Raw genomic sequence first — 14,665 nt, 5'->3', positions numbered from 1 at the left:
GCTTCCCCGGCGGCGTGCGCGGTCTCGGTCACGCCGGCCTCCCCGGGTACGAGACGTCCGGCACTCCCCCGCGCATCCACCGCGCCCCGGCACGCGCCGTGAGCGCGCCGAGGGCCGCGCCCGCCGCGACGTCCGACGGGTAGTGCACGCCGGCCACCAGCCGGGACACGCACATGGCGGCCGCCAGGGGCGCGAGGGCGGGCGCGCCGAGCGCGCCGAAGGCGACGGCGGCGGCGACCGCGGAGGTGGCGTGCGAACTGGGGAAGGAGTGCCGGCCCGCGGTGCGCACCAGGGGCCGTACGTGGCTGGGGCGCGCCCGGCGCACGAGCCGTTTGACGCCGATGCTGCCGAGGTGCGCGCCCGCGACCAGCGCCGTGCCACGCAGCCAGGTACGCCGTCGCGCGCCGTCCGCGGCGGCACCGGCGAGGCCCGCCGCGAGCCAGAGCGCACCGTGCTCACCGGCGAGGGAGAGACCGCGCGCGGCCGACGCGACGCGTGGATCGGCACCGCAGGCGTGCAGCGCGGAGAGGATCCGGTGGTCCATGTCGTCCATTGGACTCACTGTTCACCTCGACTCCCCAAAAGCTACGACCCTATTGATCGACATTCCGATAATCACCCGTTTCGGGGAGTCAGGTGATCTTCCGTAACGCTGGGGCATACCGCACGCATCACACCCATACGGGGGCGATACGGTCGGCCTCATGCCTGGAATGCCTGGAGGGTCCGCAGATCCCGCCGCGTCCGCACCTCCCGGAACCGCCGTCCCCGTCACGGGCTGGGGCCGCACCGCCCCCACCGTCGCCCGCCTGATCCGTCCCCGGACGTACCAGGAGGCGGCGGACGTGATCCGGAACTGCGGGGCCCGCGGGGGTATCGCGCGCGGGCTGGGGCGCGCGTACGGGGACGCGGCGCAGAACGCCGGCGGCGCCGTGCTCGACATGACGGGCCTCGACCGCATCCACGCCATCGACGCCGACGGCGGCATCCTGCTCTGCGACGCCGGGGTCTCCCTGCACCGCCTGACGGAGGTGCTGCTGCCGCTCGGCTGGTTCGTCCCGGTGACCCCGGGGACCCGCCAGGTGACGGTGGGCGGCGCGATCGGCGCCGACATCCACGGCAAGAACCACCATGTCTCGGGATCCTTCTCCCGTCACGTGCTGTCCTTCGAACTCCTCACCGCGGACGGCCAGGTCCGCACGGTGAGCCGCGACACCCCGCTGTTCGACGCGACGGCCGGCGGCATGGGTCTGACCGGAGTGATCCTCACGGCGACCGTCCGCCTCCTCCCGGTCGAGACGTCGTACCTGACGGTCGACACCGAACGCGCCGACGACCTCGACGACCTGATGTACCGCCTGACCACCACGGACCACCGCTACCGCTACTCGGTCGCCTGGATCGACCTGCTGGCCCGCGGGGCGGCGACCGGGCGCGCGGTGCTCACGCGCGGCGACCACGCGCCCCTGGAGGCGCTCGGTGCGGGCACACGCGCCGGGCGTGCACCACTCGCCTTCCGCTCCCGTCAGCTTCCGGCCGCCCCCGCCTTCGTCCCGGAGGGCCTCCTGGGCCGCACCACGGTCGGGCTCTTCAACGAACTCTGGTACCGCAAGGCGCCCCGCGCGCGCACCGGCCAGCTCCAGCGCGTCTCCACGTTCTTCCACCCCCTGGACGGCGTCCCGCACTGGAACCGCGTCTACGGCCGCGGCGGCTTCGTGCAGTACCAGTTCGTCGTCGGATACGGCCAGGAGGAGGCGCTGCGCCGGATCGTGGCCCGGATCTCCGAGCGCCGCTGCCCGTCCTTCCTCGCCGTCCTCAAGCGCTTCGGCGACGCCGACCCCGGCTGGCTCTCCTTCCCCGTGCCCGGCTGGACCCTCGCGCTCGACATCCCGGCCTCGCTGCCCGGCCTCGGCGCGTTCCTCGACGAACTCGACGAGGAGGTGGCGTCCGCCGGCGGCCGGGTCTACCTCGCCAAGGACGCCCGGCTCCGCCCCGACCTGCTCGCCGCGATGTACCCGCGGCTCGCCGACTTCCGCGCGCTGCGCGCGGAGTTGGACCCGCGCGGGGTGTTCGTCTCCGACCTGTCCCGCCGCCTCGGCCTCTAGGAGCTGTCATGAAGGACGCCTTCGGAATGCCCCAGTCCCTGCTCGTGCTCGGCGGTACGTCCGAGATCGCGCTGGCCACCGCGCGCCGGCTGATCGCCCGCCGCACCCGCACGGTCTGGCTGGCCGGCCGCCCCTCGCCCGCCCTCGGCGCCGCCACCGAGCAACTGCGCGCCCTGGGCGCCGAGGTCCGCACCGTCCCCTTCGACGCGCTCGACCCCGAGTCCCACGAGGAGGCCCTCGGCAAGGTCTTCGCCGAGGGCGACATCGACATGGTGCTGCTGGCCTTCGGCGTCCTGGGCGACCAGGCCACCGACGAGCGCGAGCCGGTGCAGGCCGTGCGGGTGGCGCAGACCAACTACACGGGCGCCGTCTCGGCCGGGCTGGTCTGCGCGCGGGAGCTGCAGACGCAGGGGCACGGCTCCCTGGTGGTCCTGTCGTCGGTCGCCGGTGAGCGGGCCCGGCGCTCGAACTTCATCTACGGCTCCAGCAAGGCGGGCCTCGACGCGTTCGCGCAGGGCCTCGGCGACGCGCTGCACGGCACCGGCGTGCACGTGATGGTCGTACGGCCGGGCTTCGTGCGGTCGCGGATGACCGCGGGGCTGGCCGAGGCGCCCCTGGCGACGACCCCGGAGGCGGTGGCGACGGCGATCGAGACGGGGCTGCGCAGGCGCTCGGAGCTGGTGTGGGTGCCGGGGGCGCTGCGGGTGGTGATGGCGGCGCTGCGGCACGCGCCGCGGCCGCTGTTCCGGCGGCTGCCGATCTGAGGGACGGCCGGGGGCAGCGGCTACCGGCTGGCGATGGTGTCCCGTTCCGAGTGCCCGGCCTGCGGCGGCACGACGGCGCCGCCGAAGACGTACTCGCGCAGCTTGCGCCACACGCCGTCGAGCCCCTGCTCGTACAGCGCGAAGCCGGTGCACGGCCACGCGGCCTCGTACTCGGCCAGCTCGGCGAACGCCCGGTCCATCGCGGCCTCGTCGATGCCGTGCGCGACGGTCACGTGCGGGTGGTAGGGGAACTGCAGCTCGCGGTCGAGCGGCCCGGAGGATTCCCGGACCCGCTGCTGGAGCCAGGAGCAGTCGTCCGCCCCCTGCACGACCCGGACGTACACCACCGGCGACAGCGGCCGGAAGGTGCCGGTGCCGGACAGCCGCATCGGGAAGGGCCGGCCGGCCGCGGCGACCTCGCCGAGGTGCGCCTCCACGGCGGCCAGTGACTCCGCGGCGATCTCCGTGGGCGGCAGCAGCGTGACGTGCGTCGGGATGCCGTGCGCCGCGGCGTCGCCGAAGCCCGCGCGCCGCTCCTGGAGCAGGCTGCCGTGAGGCTCCGGGACCGCGATCGAGACGCCGATCGTTACGGTCCCCACGTCATCTCCTGTCGGTCGTGATGATCGGACGTGTGCCGGGTTCGTACACTGCCGTCCGGCTATCGACTGTACGGCCACGGCCGCCTTCCGGGCAGCCGTGGCCGAAGTGATGTGCAGCGCTCCCGTGCGCTCCCCGGGGCGCCCCGAGCGCCCCTGGCGCTCCGCTCGGCGCGGTCGGTACCGCGCTCAGTGCTTGGCGGGCAGGAAACCGACCCGCTCGTAGGCCTGGGACAGGGTCTCCGCGGCGACCGCGCGGGCCTTCTCCGCGCCCTTGGCGAGGATCGAGTCCAGCGTCTCCGAGTCGTCCAGGTACTGCTGGGTGCGCTCCCGGAACGGGGTGACGAAGTCCACCATGACGTCGGCGAGGTCCGTCTTGAGCGCGCCGTACATCTTGCCCTCGTACTCCTGCTCCAGCTCGGCGATCGTGCGGCCGGTGAGGGTGGAGTAGATGGTGAGCAGGTTGGAGACGCCCGGCTTGTGCTCGGCGTCGTAGCGGATCACGGTGTCCGTGTCGGTGACCGCGCTCTTGACCTTCTTCGCCGTCGCCTTCGGCTCGTCGAGCAGGTTGATGAGGCCCTTCGGCGTGGACGCCGACTTGCTCATCTTGATCGCCGGGTCCTGGAGGTCGTAGATCTTCGCCGTCTCCTTGAGGATGTACGGCTTGGGGACGGTGAAGGTCGCGCCGAAGCGGCCGTTGAAGCGCTCCGCGAGGTCGCGGGTCAGCTCCACGTGCTGGCGCTGGTCCTCGCCGACGGGCACCTCGTTGGCCTGGTAGAGCAGGATGTCGGCGACCTGGAGGATCGGGTACGTGAACAGGCCGACGCTGGCGCGGTCCGCGCCCTGCTTGGCCGCCTTGTCCTTGAACTGGGTCATCCGGCTGGCCTCGCCGAAGCCGGTCAGGCAGTTCATGACCCAGGCGAGCTGGGCGTGCTCCGGGACGTGGCTCTGCACGAAGAGGGTGCAGCGGTCCGGGTCCAGGCCGGCCGCGAGCAGCTGGGCCGCGGCGAGCCGGGTGTTGGCGCGCAGGTCGGCGGGGTCCTGCGGGACCGTGATCGCGTGCAGGTCGACGACCATGTAGAAGGCGTCGTGGGACTCCTGGAGGGCCACCCACTGGCGGACGGCGCCGAGGTAGTTGCCGAGGTGGAACGAGCCGGCGGTGGGCTGGATGCCGGAGAGCACGCGGGGTCGGTCAGAGGCCATGCTCACCATTCTCTCAGAGGGTGAGGGCGGGATCGGCCCGGTGGTGGGGGTGGTTCCGGAGCGCGGGGGCCGCGGGCCCGGCGGGGGCCCGTCGCGCGGTTCCCCGCGCTCCTTCAGGGGCGCTGCCCCGACCGGCGTCGATCAGCCGAGGTCGATCTCCGGGTACAGCGGGAAGCCGGCGACGAGATCCGTCGCCCGCTGAGCGATCTCCGCCGAGACCTTCTCGTCCAGGACGTGGGAGGCCTTGGACGGGGCGCCGGACTTCGTCGTGCCCGGCTCGGCGGCGGTCAGCACGCGGTCGATCAGGCCCGCGACCTCGTCCATCTCGGCGGTGCCGAGGCCGCGGGTGGTGAGCGCGGGCGTGCCGATGCGGATGCCGGAGGTGTACCAGGCGCCGTTCGGGTCGGCCGGGATCGCGTTGCGGTTGGTGACGATGCCGGAGTCGAGCAGCGCCGTCTCGGCCTGCCGGCCGGTGAGGCCGTACGACGACTCGACGTCGATCAGGTTGAGGTGGTTGTCCGTGCCGCCGGTCACCAGCGTGGCGCCGCGGCGCATCAGGCCGTCGGCCAGCGCGCGGGAGTTGTCCACGATCCGCCGGGCGTAGTCCTGGAAGGAGGGCTGCCGGGCCTCGGCCAGGGCGACGGCCTTGGCGGCCATGACGTGCGGGAGCGGGCCGCCGAGGACCATCGGGCAGCCCCGGTCGACCTGGTCCTTGAGCGAGTCGTCGCACAGGACCATGCCGCCGCGCGGGCCGCGCAGCGACTTGTGGGTGGTCGTGGTGACGATCTGGGCGTGCGGGACCGGGTCGAAGTCGCCGGTCAGGACCTTGCCGGCGACCAGGCCCGCGAAGTGCGCCATGTCGACCATGAGGGTCGCGCCGACCTCGTCGGCGATCTCCCGCATGATCCGGAAGTTCACCAGCCGCGGGTAGGCGGAGTAGCCGGCCACCAGGATCAGCGGCTTGAAGTCACGGGCCTGGGCGCGCAGCGCGTCGTAGTCGATCAGGCCGGTCGCCGGGTCGGTGCCGTAGGACCGCTGGTCGAACATCTTGCCGGAGATGTTGGGGCGGAAGCCGTGGGTGAGGTGGCCGCCCGCGTCCAGGGACATGCCGAGCATCCGCTGGTTGCCGAAGGCCTGCCGCAGCTCGGCCCAGTCGGCCTCGGTCAGGTCGTTGATCTGGCGGACGCCGGTCCTCTGGAGGAACGGCGCCTCGACGCGGTCGGCGAGGACGGCCCAGAAGGCGACCAGGTTGGCGTCGATGCCGGAGTGCGGCTGGACGTAGGCGTGCCGGGCGCCGAACAGCTCGCGGGCGTGCTCGGCGGCAAGCGCCTCGACGGTGTCGACGTTGCGGCAGCCGGCGTAGAAGCGGCGGCCGACGGTGCCCTCCGCGTACTTGTCGCTGAACCAGTTGCCCATCGCGAGCAGGGTCGCCGGGGAGGCGTAGTTCTCCGAGGCGATCAGCTTGAGCATCTCGCGCTGGTCGTGGACCTCCTGGCCGATGGCGTCGGCGACGCGCGGCTCGACCGCGCGGATCACGTCGAGGGCGGATCGGAACGCGGTGGACTCGGTGGACAGGGGCGCGGACTTGTCAGTCATTCGGGACCTCCGGACATGTCGTTCGGCACTCACGGTTCGGCCCAGGCGCACGGCACTCGGTCAGTCGCGGGCCGCTCCCCGATGGTCGGTCCCATCCCAGCGCGCCAGTCACGGCCCGCTGGTCACACTACCCGGCGGGCCCGTCCCGGGGGGCTGGACGTCCACCAGTCGGGCGGCCCTGCCCGTCAGAGGATCACGTGGGGCAGGAAGCGGGCCTGGTCGTCCGTGACCAGGCCCCGGGACTCGCGGATGCCCAGGCCCGCCGCCTCCTCCCCCACCACCCACGCGCCCAGCACCACGTGGTTGCCGTCGAAGGCCGGCAGGGGAGCCAACTCCTGGTAGCAGCAGGCCTCTTGGCGTACGACGGGGGCCTCGCCCGGCGGATGCACCCGCACGCCGTCGCCCTCCCGGCCCAGCAGCGGCTTGCTGACGTAGCCCTGGCCGGCCGCCAGCTCCCGCGGGCCGTCGACGTAGGCCGGCAGCAGGTTCGGGTGCCCCGGGTACAGCTCCCAGAGGATCGCCAGCAGGGCCTTGTTGCTCAGAAGCATCTTCCAGGCCGGTTCGATCCACATCGTGGTTCCGGTGCCGCCGCCGTTGTCCAGGGTGTCCAGGACGTGGCCGGCGAAGGCGTCCGTGGTGAGCCATTCCCAGGGGTAGAGCTTGAAGCAGCTGCGGATGAACCGGAGACCGTTGTCCACGAAGCGCCCGGACAGGGTGTCCCAGCCGATCTCCTCCATGGAGATCCACTCGGTGTCCAGGCCCGCCTGCTCGGCGGTCTCCTTCAGGTAGGCGACCGTCATGAGGTCCTCGCCGAGTTCGTCGGCGGCGGAGTGGGCGAAGTGCAGGGGCGCGCCGGGCGGGAGCAGCCGGGCCTGCCGCCGCCAGGCTGCGACGAGGCGTTCGTGGAGGCTGTTCCACTGGTCGGCGCCGGGGAAGCGGTCCTCCATCCAGAACCACTGGGCCGAGGCGGCCTCCACCAGGGAGGTGGGGGTGTCGGCGTTGTACTCCAGGAGCTTCGGCGGGCCGCAGCCGTCGTGGCGGAGGTCGAAACGGCCGTAGAGGGAGGGGAGTTCGGCGCGGCGGTGCCAGGACTCGGTGACGGCGGCGCGTATCCGGGGATCGGTGAGGCCCAGTTCGGCGAAACGATCCTGCGCCACGATGTGCCCGGCCGCCGCCAGACACATGGCGTGCAGTTCGCCGACCACGTCCTCCAGCGCCTCCACCTCCTCCAGGGTGAAGGCGTAGTACGCGCTCTCGTCCCAGTAGGGGTGCAGGGTCCCGTCGGGACGGCGGGTGAGGGGGTAGATCACCCCCTGGCTCTCGACGGTCCGCTGCCAGCCGGGGCGGGGTTCGACGGTACGGCGCTCCATCGCGGGATCAGCCGCCCGAGCCGCCGTGACCGCCGCCGTGACCGAAGCCGCCGCGGTGGACGCCGTGGCCGCCGGACGAGCCGCCCGACCCCTTGGCCGGCACGGTGAACGAGCCGCCGCTGACCCAGCCGCTCTTCTTCTTGCCGCCGTAGTAGTAGGCGCCGTCGGCCGAGGACTTCGCGGAGCGGCAGTTCTGGTCGGAGACGACCCGGTAGCCCCTGGCCGCGGTGTAGCTGTCGCGGTCGACGCAGCGCTTGTCGGGCTCGGAGGAGCAGGCGGTGAGGGCGGCGGCCAGCAGGCCCATTCCGCCGAGGACCACCGTGCCCGAGCGGAGCTGTCCGCGTGCGTCGGCCATGTTCGTCTCTCCCCCGTCGGCCCGATGTCCGGCGCCAGCTTAGACGAGCGGCCCGACGGCCCCCGCGCCGCCGGCCGCCCGGTCGCCGCACCCCCCGCTCCCCTCCCCTACAGTCCCTGTGTGCTCTTCGGAATGGTGTGCGCTCTCGCCGCGGCGCTCTGCTTCGGTACCGCGACGGTTCTTCAGGCGGTGGCCGCGCGGGCGGCCGGTGACGGCGGCGGCGGGGAGGCCGCGCTGCTGCTGCGGGCGGTCCGCCAGTGGCGGTACGTCGCCGGACTGGGGCTGGACGGGCTGGGGTTCGTCTTCCAGATCCTGGCGCTGTGCTCGCTCCCCATCTACGCGGTGAGCGCGGCGCTGGCGTCCAGTCTCGCGGTGACCGCGGTGGTCGCGGCCCGGCTGCTGCGGGTGCGGCTGAGCGGGCTGGAGTGGGGCGCGGTCGGGGTCGTGTGCGCGGGGCTCGCCATGCTGGGGCTGGCGTCGGGACCGGAGGGCGGCCGGGCCGGTTCGGACGCGCTGAAGTGGGCCATGCTCGCGACCGCGGTGGGCGTGCTGCTGCTCGGGCTCGCGGGCGGCCGGCTGTCGGGGCGCGGGCGGGCGCTGCTGCTGGGCCTCGGCGCCGGGTTCGGGTTCGGGGTGGTGGAGGTGTCGGTGCGGCTCGTCGACACCCTGCGTCCGGCCGGTCTGTTCACCGACCCGGCGCTCTACGCGCTGCTGGTCGGCGGCGGCGGCGCCTTCCTGCTGCTGACCTCGGCGCTGCAGCGCGGCTCGGTGACCACGGCGACGGCGGGGATGGTGATCGGCGAGACGATCGGCCCGGCGGCGGTCGGCGTGGTCTGGCTCGGCGACCGCACCCGCGAGGGGCTCGCCTGGCTCGGGGTGCTCGGCTTCACGGTGGCCGTGGCGGGGGCCCTGGCGCTGGCCCGGTTCGGCGAGGCACCGGAGGACGAGGCGGAGGCCTGAGCCGCGCACACCCTTGCCCGACCTATCGAATTTCGATAGATTCCCATCGAAAGACGATGGGAGGACGGGTCGTGGGGAAGCTGACAACGTGCGCGTTGCGCGCCGTGCTCGCGGTGGTGCTCGCCGGCACCGTGTGCGTGCAGGCCGGGATGGTGTGGGCGCTGGTCACCGGGAACGACCCGGAGGACGGCTCGGTCCCGCTGACCGCGTTCCGCGTGATCACGGTGCTGGGGATGGTGACGGCCCAGGTGGCCGTGGTCTGCGTGTGGCGGCTGGTGACGATGGTGCGCCGCGGGACCGTCTTCTCCCACGCGGCCTTCCGGTACGTCGACACGGTGATCGGCGCGATCGTGGCGGCCGCCCTGCTGTGGTTCACGGTCACGGGCATCAACGCGCCCGGCCAGCGGGACGACCCGGGCGTCAGCGTCATCATGGCCGGGATCGGCCTCGCCGTCCTCGGGGTCGCGCTCGTCGTGCTCGTCCTGCGGATGCTGCTGGCCCAGGCCGTCGCGCGCGACGTCGAGGCCGCCGGGATGCGGGCCGAGCTGGACGAGGTGATCTGATGCCCATCACCGTCGACATCGACGTGATGCTGGCCAGGCGGAAGATGTCCGTGGGCGAGCTGGCGGAGCGGGTCGGGATCACGCCCGCCAACCTCGCCGTGCTCAAGAACGGCCGCGCCAAGGCGGTGCGGTTCGCGACGCTCGCCGCGCTCTGCGAGGCGCTGGAGTGCCAGCCCGGCGACCTGCTGCGCTGGGAGGCCGAGGAGGCCGCGGGCGGCTGAGCCGCCCGGGTTCAGCCGGTGCCGGTCACGGCCGGGTCCGACAGCACCGTGCACAGCAGGTCCAGCGCACCCGACCAGGCATGGTCGGCGGGGGTGCCGTAGCCGAGGACGAGGGCGTCCAGGGGTGCGGCGGCCGTGTCGGGATGCCGGTGGCGCGGGGTGAGGCCGTCGAGGGCGAGGCCGAGGCCGGCGGCGGCACCGATCACCCGGCGCTCGGTGCCGGGCGGCAGCCGCAGCAGCATGTGCAGGCCGGCCGCGATGCCGGTGACCTCGATCCGCGGGGCGTGCTCGGCGAGGGCCGCGACCAGGGCGTCCCGGCGGCGCCGGTAGCGCGAACGGGACGCGCGCACATGCCGGTCGTACGCGCCGGAGGTGATGAACTCGGCGAGGGTCAGCTGGTCCGGCGTCCCGCAGACGTCCACGGCACCCTTGACCGCCACCGCCTCCCGGACCAGTCCCGTCGGCAGCACCATCCAGGCCAGCCGCAGCCCGGGTGCCAGGGACTTGCTGGCCGTGCCCAGGTAGACGACCTCGTCGGGGGCCAGGCCCTGGAGCGCGCCGACCGGACGGCGGTCGTAGCGGAACTCCCCGTCGTAGTCGTCCTCCAGGACCAGACCGCCGGTGCGCCGCGCCCAGTCCACGACGGCGGCCCGCCGGTCGCGGTGCAGCGGCACGCCCATCGGGAACTGGTGGGCCGGGGTCAGCAGCACCGCCGCCGGCCCCCGGGACAGCCGTGTGGTGTCGGTGCCGAGCCGGTCGAAGGGCAGCGGGCGGGTGCGCAGTCCGGCCGCGCTCAGCAGCCGCCAGTGCTCGTCGAGGCCGTACGACTCCACCGCGACCGTGTCCGCCCCGCGGGCCCGCAGCAGTTGGCCGAGCAGGCCGAGGCCGTGGGCGAACCCGGCGCAGATCACGATGCGTTCGGGGTCGGCGCGCACGCCCCGGGCGCGGGCGAGGTAGGCGGCGAGCGCGGTGCGCAGTTCGACGCGGCCGCGCGGATCGCCGTAGCCGAAGGCCTCGTTGGGGGCTGCGGTGAGGGCGCGGCGGGCCGCCCTGAGCCACTCCGTGCGCGGGAAGGCGGAGACGTCGGGGTGGCCGGCGCGCAGGTCGTAGGCGGGAAGGCGGGCGCTCGCGCCGGGCGCGGGCGCCGGTGCGCGGGGCCCGTCGGGCGAGGGTGTCGGCTCCCTGGCCGCGACCCGCGTGCCGGAGCCCTGGCGGGCGGTGAGCCAGCCCTCGGCGACCAGGTCGGCGTAGGCGTCGGCGACGGTGTTGCGGGCGATCCCGAGGTCGGCGGCGAGGGACCGCGAGGAGGGCAGCCGGGTGCCGGGGACCAGCCGGCCGCCGCGGACGGCTTCCCGCAGGGCGTCGGTCAGCCCCCGGCGCAGCCCCGGACCGGCCGGCTCCAGATGGAGGTCGATTCCCAGAGTGGCCCATGTTCTCGCCATGGAAATGGACCATACTCCTGGGCTGCCTGACTCCTAGGGTCGAGATATGACCACAGAACAACCGTCCGAGTACGCACCCGAACACACCCCCCGTCTGCCCTGGTCGGAGCTGGTGCCCGACGTCTTCCGGGCGATGGTCCGGCTGGACACCGCCGCCCGCAGGGGCCTGGACCCGAAGCTCCTGGAGCTGGTGAAGATCCGGGCCTCGCAGCTCAACCGCTGCGCGCTCTGCGTGGACATGCACAGCAAGGACGCGCTCGCGCAGGGCGAGAGCGTCGAGCGGATCATCCAGCTCAGCGCCTGGGAGGAGTCCGAGCACTTCTACACCGAGAAGGAGCTGGCGGCGCTGGGGCTGACGGAGGCCGTGACCGTCCTGACGGACGGCTTCGTGCCGGACGCCGTCTACGAGCGGGCCGCCAAGCACTTCGGCGAGACGGAGCTGGCGCAGCTGATCGCCGCGATCACGGTGATCAACGCCTGGAACCGGTTCGGGGTGACCTGCCGCCTGGTGCCGGGGCACTACACGCCGGGGCAGCACGCGTAGGCAGGGCCGCCGACCGTCCGGGCCGGGGCGTCGGCGGCGGTCCTGAAGGGCGCCGCCGGGCTCCGTCTGACGGGCGGGCGCGGATCACGCCACGTGGCCGGCCCCCGGCCGGAAGCGGCGGTAGAGCAGCACACCGGCCGTCAGCGACGCGAGGCTCGCGGCGGCCGGCGCCCAGGGGTTGCCCGTTCCGGTGTGCGCGAGCATGCCGCCCGCGTGGTGGTGGACGGGGGCGGGCGGCTCGGGCGCGGGGTGCGCCTTGACCGGGTGGGACGGCGTGTGCCGGACCGGAGGCGTGGAGGGGGCGGGCTCGTCCGGCGTGCCGGCGGAGTTGCCGAAGACGGGGTTGCCGACACCCACCGCGTTCACGCTGTTGCCGACGACGTTCACCGGGACGTCGACCGGGAGCTGAAGGGCGTTGCCGGACAGGACGCCCGGCGAGTCGTGCGCGGTGCCGGAGGCCGCCGCGCCCTCCTTCTCCTTGTCCTTGTGCGCGGACTTTCCGCCCTCGTTGGAGCAGCGGTTGCCCATCGCGGGGTTGAGGAGCCCGACCACGTCGACGGTGTTCCCGCACACGTTCACCGGGATGTTCACCGGCAACTGGATGTCGTTGCCGGACAGCACGCCGGGCGAGCCCGTCGCGGAACCGTCCGCGGCGGAGTCGGCCCACGCGGGCCCCGCGACCGCCATCGCACCAGACGCGACGGCGAAGGCGATCACACTGTTCCGGGTAGCCCGTTTCATGGGTTCCCTGCCCTTCCAGACACGTCGCGGGCACTCACCCGCGATCGGCGAAAATCCAAGCAAAACGATGGAGAAAACGGCTCTGTTCGCCGGTATCGCGTCGATACGGGCGTACGGGACCGGAGGCCGCGGGCCGGCCCCGCCGACGTCTCGCCGTGCCGGCCCCGGACTCGGGCGGCGGATCGGCACACGACGGCGGGGTGCGCGGCCGGGGCCGTCAGAGGGCCTGGTTGTTGCAGCCCATGTCCGAGCCGAGGTGGCTCTGCTGCGCGCCCGGGTTGCCCTCGCCGTTGAGCAGGTTGCCCGCCAGGCCGGTGAGCGCGCCGACGCTGCCGAGCACCTCGATGTTCATGTCGTGCGAACGGCACTCGGTGGCCTGGGTGATGTCCAGGTCGCGGCCGAGGTCGTCGTGGGCGGAGGCGGTGCCGGCGCCGAACGAGCCGACGCTGCCGAGCATGGCGGCGCCCACGAGGACCGCCTTGTGGAACTTGCGCATGGGTACTCCAGATTTCGGTACGGAGGGAATCTGCGGGAGATGGTGCGGGTGGTGCGGAGGTCCGGCGGCGCCGCGGTCAGCCGAGCCGGGGAAGGCCGAGCTGGCCGACCGGAGGCGCGGCGACCTGTCCGAGGCCGACCGGGGAGAGCTGCGGCACGCCCGGCTGCCCCAGCTGCGGGCTGAGCAGCGGGTTCACCTGGGGGTTGATCTGCGGGTTCACCTGCGGGGCGACGATCGCCGGGGGCTGGCCTCCGACGCTCTGCGGGACCTGCGGCACCGCCAGTTGCGGGGCGACCTGCGGCATGACCTGGGGCATGACCTGCGGCACCACCTGGGCGGGCTGCGCGGGGGCGGCCTGCTGCTGGTACTGCGGGGCGGGCTGCTGGTACTGCGGCGCCGGCTGCTGGTACTGCGCAGGGGCCTGCTGCGGGTACTGCGGGGCGGCCTGCTGCGGGTACGGCGTCGTGGCGGCCTGCGCGACTCCCTGCGAGGAGGCCGTGCTGGAGGCGTAACCGGTCTGCGGCGCGGGCACGGCCTGCTGGACCGGCTGCGGAGCGGGCGCCGGGGCCGCCTGGGGAGCGAATTGCTCGGGAGCGGGAGCCGGAGCCGGGGCGGGACTGCCCGGTGCCATCTCGGCGGCGTGACTGACACCGCCGCCGAGCGCGGACAGACCGCCGGCCGCCACTGCAAAGAGCGCGGCCTTGTGAAGCTTGCGCATGAAACCCTCGGCCCTTCGATACCTGAATAGGGAAGTCCATTGCATTCAGCGCCGTCACACGTGCCGTCGGTGTGATGTTCGTACCGCACCGCCGGCAGCGGTAATTCCGATAAGCACGCGGACTTCGCATTCGGAGCCGGCAGCGATTGCCTCACCTCGTCAGGTCCACGGTCGCTGCCCTCTCCTCGTCGGAACGAGGAACGCCCGGCCGCGGTCACGGCAATTGCTGGCCCGTCACCCATTTGCCGTGCCATGGGCGGGACTTCACGATCCGCACACCCTGCGGCAAATGGGTGACCACACCCCGGCGGCCGTTTCTGGCTCCGCGCGCGTCTCGTTCCCCACGGGGCAAGGACGATGGTTCACCGCAGCCGCACAGGACGCCGGCACAGCGACAACTGCGCTGCCTCATTCAGCATTTCATCAGATTCCGTGCACAGGTCAATTGAAGGGCCGAGAATTCCATGCGCAAGCTTCGTAAGGTCGCGCTCGTCGTCGCAGCAGCCGGAGGTCTCACCGCCGTCGGCGCCGGCCCCAGCTCCGCCGCCACCCCCGCCGCCTACAACGGGGCTGTGCCGCCGCCCGTTTCGCAGCCGGACGCCCAGGCCGCCTCGCTCTCCTCGGCCCAGGCGACCGCGCAGTCCTACGGTTCGCCGGCCGTGCAGCAGGCGCCCCCGCAGCGCGCCACCGAGGTCGCCCCGCAGATCAACCCGCAGCTGAACCCGCAGATCAACCCGCAGCTGTCGTCGCCGGCCCCGCAGCAGGCGCAGGGCCAGGCCGCCCCGGTGAGCCAGACCAACATGTTCCGCCCGTCGCAGGAATGCAGCCCGCAGACCCTGCTCGACGCGAACGTCCCGGTCGCGCTGCTCGCCGCCTCCCAGACCCGCGGCGTCGACTGCTCCCAGGCCAACAGCCAGTCGAACGCGCTCGCCAACGCGCGCCAGGGATGACGGTCAACTGTCGGCACGCGATGGGCAATTGCCGGTAATCG

At 73.3% G+C, this 14,665-nt stretch carries 17 protein-coding genes and 1 riboswitch; of the genes, 7 read left to right on the top strand and 10 right to left on the bottom strand.

What is annotated here, in order from left to right:
- Positions 1-28: 28 nt before the first annotated feature.
- A complete protein-coding gene (locus ACIQOE_RS15770) occupies positions 29-553 on the bottom strand; it encodes a phosphatase PAP2 family protein (protein ID WP_365554682.1) in 525 nt (174 codons plus the stop codon).
- A 160-nt stretch (positions 554-713) separates the two neighbouring features.
- Between ACIQOE_RS15770 and ACIQOE_RS15765 the strand changes: the two genes are divergently transcribed.
- Both ACIQOE_RS15765 and ACIQOE_RS15760 read left to right on the top strand, forming a co-directional pair.
- Positions 714-2,105, top strand: a complete 1,392-nt coding sequence (locus tag ACIQOE_RS15765; protein ID WP_351318988.1) for an FAD-binding oxidoreductase — start codon at positions 714-716, stop codon at positions 2,103-2,105.
- 8 nt (positions 2,106-2,113) lie between these two features.
- The gene (locus ACIQOE_RS15760; protein ID WP_351318415.1) at positions 2,114-2,869 is read left to right on the top strand and encodes a decaprenylphospho-beta-D-erythro-pentofuranosid-2-ulose 2-reductase; all 756 of its coding nucleotides are present in this window, start codon (positions 2,114-2,116) and stop codon (positions 2,867-2,869) included.
- A gap of 20 nt (positions 2,870-2,889) precedes the next feature.
- Here ACIQOE_RS15760 and ACIQOE_RS15755 read toward each other — a convergent pair whose 3' ends face one another.
- From ACIQOE_RS15755 to ACIQOE_RS15735, 5 genes are all read right to left on the bottom strand, one after another.
- The gene (locus tag ACIQOE_RS15755; RefSeq protein ID WP_365554686.1) at positions 2,890-3,468 is read right to left on the bottom strand and encodes a 2'-5' RNA ligase family protein; all 579 of its coding nucleotides are present in this window, start codon (positions 3,466-3,468) and stop codon (positions 2,890-2,892) included.
- Between the two features lie 186 nt (positions 3,469-3,654).
- Positions 3,655-4,668: a tryptophan--tRNA ligase gene (gene trpS / locus ACIQOE_RS15750; protein ID WP_351318411.1), complete on the bottom strand. Its 1,014-nt coding sequence runs from the start codon at positions 4,666-4,668 to the stop codon at positions 3,655-3,657.
- 141 nt (positions 4,669-4,809) lie between these two features.
- Positions 4,810-6,264: a glycine hydroxymethyltransferase gene (locus ACIQOE_RS15745; protein WP_351318409.1), complete on the bottom strand. Its 1,455-nt coding sequence runs from the start codon at positions 6,262-6,264 to the stop codon at positions 4,810-4,812.
- A 32-nt stretch (positions 6,265-6,296) separates the two neighbouring features.
- A riboswitch (ZMP/ZTP riboswitch) is annotated at positions 6,297-6,386 on the bottom strand.
- Between the two features lie 63 nt (positions 6,387-6,449).
- Positions 6,450-7,634 (bottom strand): glutathionylspermidine synthase family protein, encoded by a 1,185-nt coding sequence (locus ACIQOE_RS15740; protein WP_401411939.1) that lies wholly within the window; start codon positions 7,632-7,634, stop codon positions 6,450-6,452.
- A gap of 7 nt (positions 7,635-7,641) precedes the next feature.
- The gene (locus ACIQOE_RS15735) at positions 7,642-7,989 is read right to left on the bottom strand and encodes a hypothetical protein (protein ID WP_365554692.1); all 348 of its coding nucleotides are present in this window, start codon (positions 7,987-7,989) and stop codon (positions 7,642-7,644) included.
- Positions 7,990-8,121: 132 nt separating this feature from the next.
- Here ACIQOE_RS15735 and ACIQOE_RS15730 point away from each other — a divergent pair, with 132 nt between their 5' ends.
- The 3 genes from ACIQOE_RS15730 to ACIQOE_RS15720 all read left to right on the top strand — a co-directional run bounded on the left by ACIQOE_RS15730 (position 8,122) and on the right by ACIQOE_RS15720 (position 9,733).
- Positions 8,122-8,949 (top strand): DMT family transporter, encoded by an 828-nt coding sequence (locus ACIQOE_RS15730; RefSeq protein WP_401412523.1) that lies wholly within the window; start codon positions 8,122-8,124, stop codon positions 8,947-8,949.
- A 71-nt stretch (positions 8,950-9,020) separates the two neighbouring features.
- Entirely contained in the window at positions 9,021-9,512 is a 492-nt protein-coding gene (locus ACIQOE_RS15725; RefSeq protein WP_401411937.1) for a DUF2975 domain-containing protein, read from the top strand.
- Positions 9,512-9,733, top strand: coding sequence for a helix-turn-helix domain-containing protein (locus ACIQOE_RS15720; protein WP_401411935.1), 222 nt, complete (start codon positions 9,512-9,514; stop codon positions 9,731-9,733). The genes ACIQOE_RS15725 and ACIQOE_RS15720 overlap by 1 nt, the downstream gene beginning before the upstream one ends.
- An 11-nt stretch (positions 9,734-9,744) precedes the next feature.
- On the opposite strand, the gene ACIQOE_RS15715 is transcribed toward ACIQOE_RS15720, so the two are convergent.
- Positions 9,745-11,175 carry a PLP-dependent aminotransferase family protein gene (locus tag ACIQOE_RS15715; RefSeq protein WP_365554698.1) on the bottom strand — a complete coding sequence of 477 codons (1,431 nt, stop codon included), beginning with the start codon at positions 11,173-11,175 and terminating at the stop codon, positions 9,745-9,747.
- 46 nt (positions 11,176-11,221) lie between these two features.
- On the opposite strand from ACIQOE_RS15715, the gene ACIQOE_RS15710 reads away from it, so the two are divergent.
- Positions 11,222-11,719: a carboxymuconolactone decarboxylase family protein gene (locus ACIQOE_RS15710; RefSeq protein ID WP_362640325.1), complete on the top strand. Its 498-nt coding sequence runs from the start codon at positions 11,222-11,224 to the stop codon at positions 11,717-11,719.
- Between the two features lie 84 nt (positions 11,720-11,803).
- Here ACIQOE_RS15710 and ACIQOE_RS15705 read toward each other — a convergent pair whose 3' ends face one another.
- The 3 genes from ACIQOE_RS15705 to ACIQOE_RS15695 form a co-directional block, all read right to left on the bottom strand.
- Positions 11,804-12,460 (bottom strand): chaplin, encoded by a 657-nt coding sequence (locus ACIQOE_RS15705; RefSeq protein WP_365554701.1) that lies wholly within the window; start codon positions 12,458-12,460, stop codon positions 11,804-11,806.
- Between the two features lie 217 nt (positions 12,461-12,677).
- Positions 12,678-12,956 carry a hypothetical protein gene (locus tag ACIQOE_RS15700; protein ID WP_351318394.1) on the bottom strand — a complete coding sequence of 93 codons (279 nt, stop codon included), beginning with the start codon at positions 12,954-12,956 and terminating at the stop codon, positions 12,678-12,680.
- A 76-nt stretch (positions 12,957-13,032) separates the two neighbouring features.
- Positions 13,033-13,674 (bottom strand): hypothetical protein, encoded by a 642-nt coding sequence (locus tag ACIQOE_RS15695; RefSeq protein WP_351318392.1) that lies wholly within the window; start codon positions 13,672-13,674, stop codon positions 13,033-13,035.
- A 464-nt stretch (positions 13,675-14,138) separates the two neighbouring features.
- On the opposite strand from ACIQOE_RS15695, the gene ACIQOE_RS15690 reads away from it, so the two are divergent.
- Positions 14,139-14,624, top strand: coding sequence for a hypothetical protein (locus ACIQOE_RS15690; protein ID WP_365554706.1), 486 nt, complete (start codon positions 14,139-14,141; stop codon positions 14,622-14,624).
- Positions 14,625-14,665 lie beyond the last annotated feature (41 nt).

Source organism: Streptomyces sp. NPDC091282 (assembly GCF_044757385.1).
GTDB lineage: Bacteria > Actinomycetota > Actinomycetes > Streptomycetales > Streptomycetaceae > Streptomyces > Streptomyces gramineus.
The sequence above is the reverse complement of the archived record's forward strand: the minus strand, read 5'-3'. Positions and strand labels throughout refer to the sequence as shown.

Bases quoted from the DNA above. Each gene is read 5' to 3' on its own strand.
- ACIQOE_RS15770 (WP_365554682.1), bottom strand. From the start codon at position 553: ATGGACGACATGGACCACCGGATCCTCTCCGCGCTGCACGCCTGCGGT.
- ACIQOE_RS15765 (WP_351318988.1), top strand. From the start codon at position 714: ATGCCTGGAGGGTCCGCAGATCCCGCCGCGTCCGCACCTCCCGGAACC.
- ACIQOE_RS15760 (WP_351318415.1), top strand. From the start codon at position 2,114: ATGAAGGACGCCTTCGGAATGCCCCAGTCCCTGCTCGTGCTCGGCGGT.
- trpS (WP_351318411.1), bottom strand. From the start codon at position 4,668: ATGGCCTCTGACCGACCCCGCGTGCTCTCCGGCATCCAGCCCACCGCC.
- ACIQOE_RS15745 (WP_351318409.1), bottom strand. From the start codon at position 6,264: ATGACTGACAAGTCCGCGCCCCTGTCCACCGAGTCCACCGCGTTCCGA.
- ACIQOE_RS15740 (WP_401411939.1), bottom strand. From the start codon at position 7,634: ATGGAGCGCCGTACCGTCGAACCCCGCCCCGGCTGGCAGCGGACCGTC.
- ACIQOE_RS15735 (WP_365554692.1), bottom strand. From the start codon at position 7,989: ATGGCCGACGCACGCGGACAGCTCCGCTCGGGCACGGTGGTCCTCGGC.
- ACIQOE_RS15730 (WP_401412523.1), top strand. From the start codon at position 8,122: ATGGTGTGCGCTCTCGCCGCGGCGCTCTGCTTCGGTACCGCGACGGTT.
- ACIQOE_RS15720 (WP_401411935.1), top strand. From the start codon at position 9,512: ATGCCCATCACCGTCGACATCGACGTGATGCTGGCCAGGCGGAAGATG.
- ACIQOE_RS15715 (WP_365554698.1), bottom strand. From the start codon at position 11,175: ATGGCGAGAACATGGGCCACTCTGGGAATCGACCTCCATCTGGAGCCG.
- ACIQOE_RS15710 (WP_362640325.1), top strand. From the start codon at position 11,222: ATGACCACAGAACAACCGTCCGAGTACGCACCCGAACACACCCCCCGT.
- ACIQOE_RS15705 (WP_365554701.1), bottom strand. From the start codon at position 12,460: ATGAAACGGGCTACCCGGAACAGTGTGATCGCCTTCGCCGTCGCGTCT.
- ACIQOE_RS15700 (WP_351318394.1), bottom strand. From the start codon at position 12,956: ATGCGCAAGTTCCACAAGGCGGTCCTCGTGGGCGCCGCCATGCTCGGC.
- ACIQOE_RS15695 (WP_351318392.1), bottom strand. From the start codon at position 13,674: ATGCGCAAGCTTCACAAGGCCGCGCTCTTTGCAGTGGCGGCCGGCGGT.
- ACIQOE_RS15690 (WP_365554706.1), top strand. From the start codon at position 14,139: ATGCGCAAGCTTCGTAAGGTCGCGCTCGTCGTCGCAGCAGCCGGAGGT.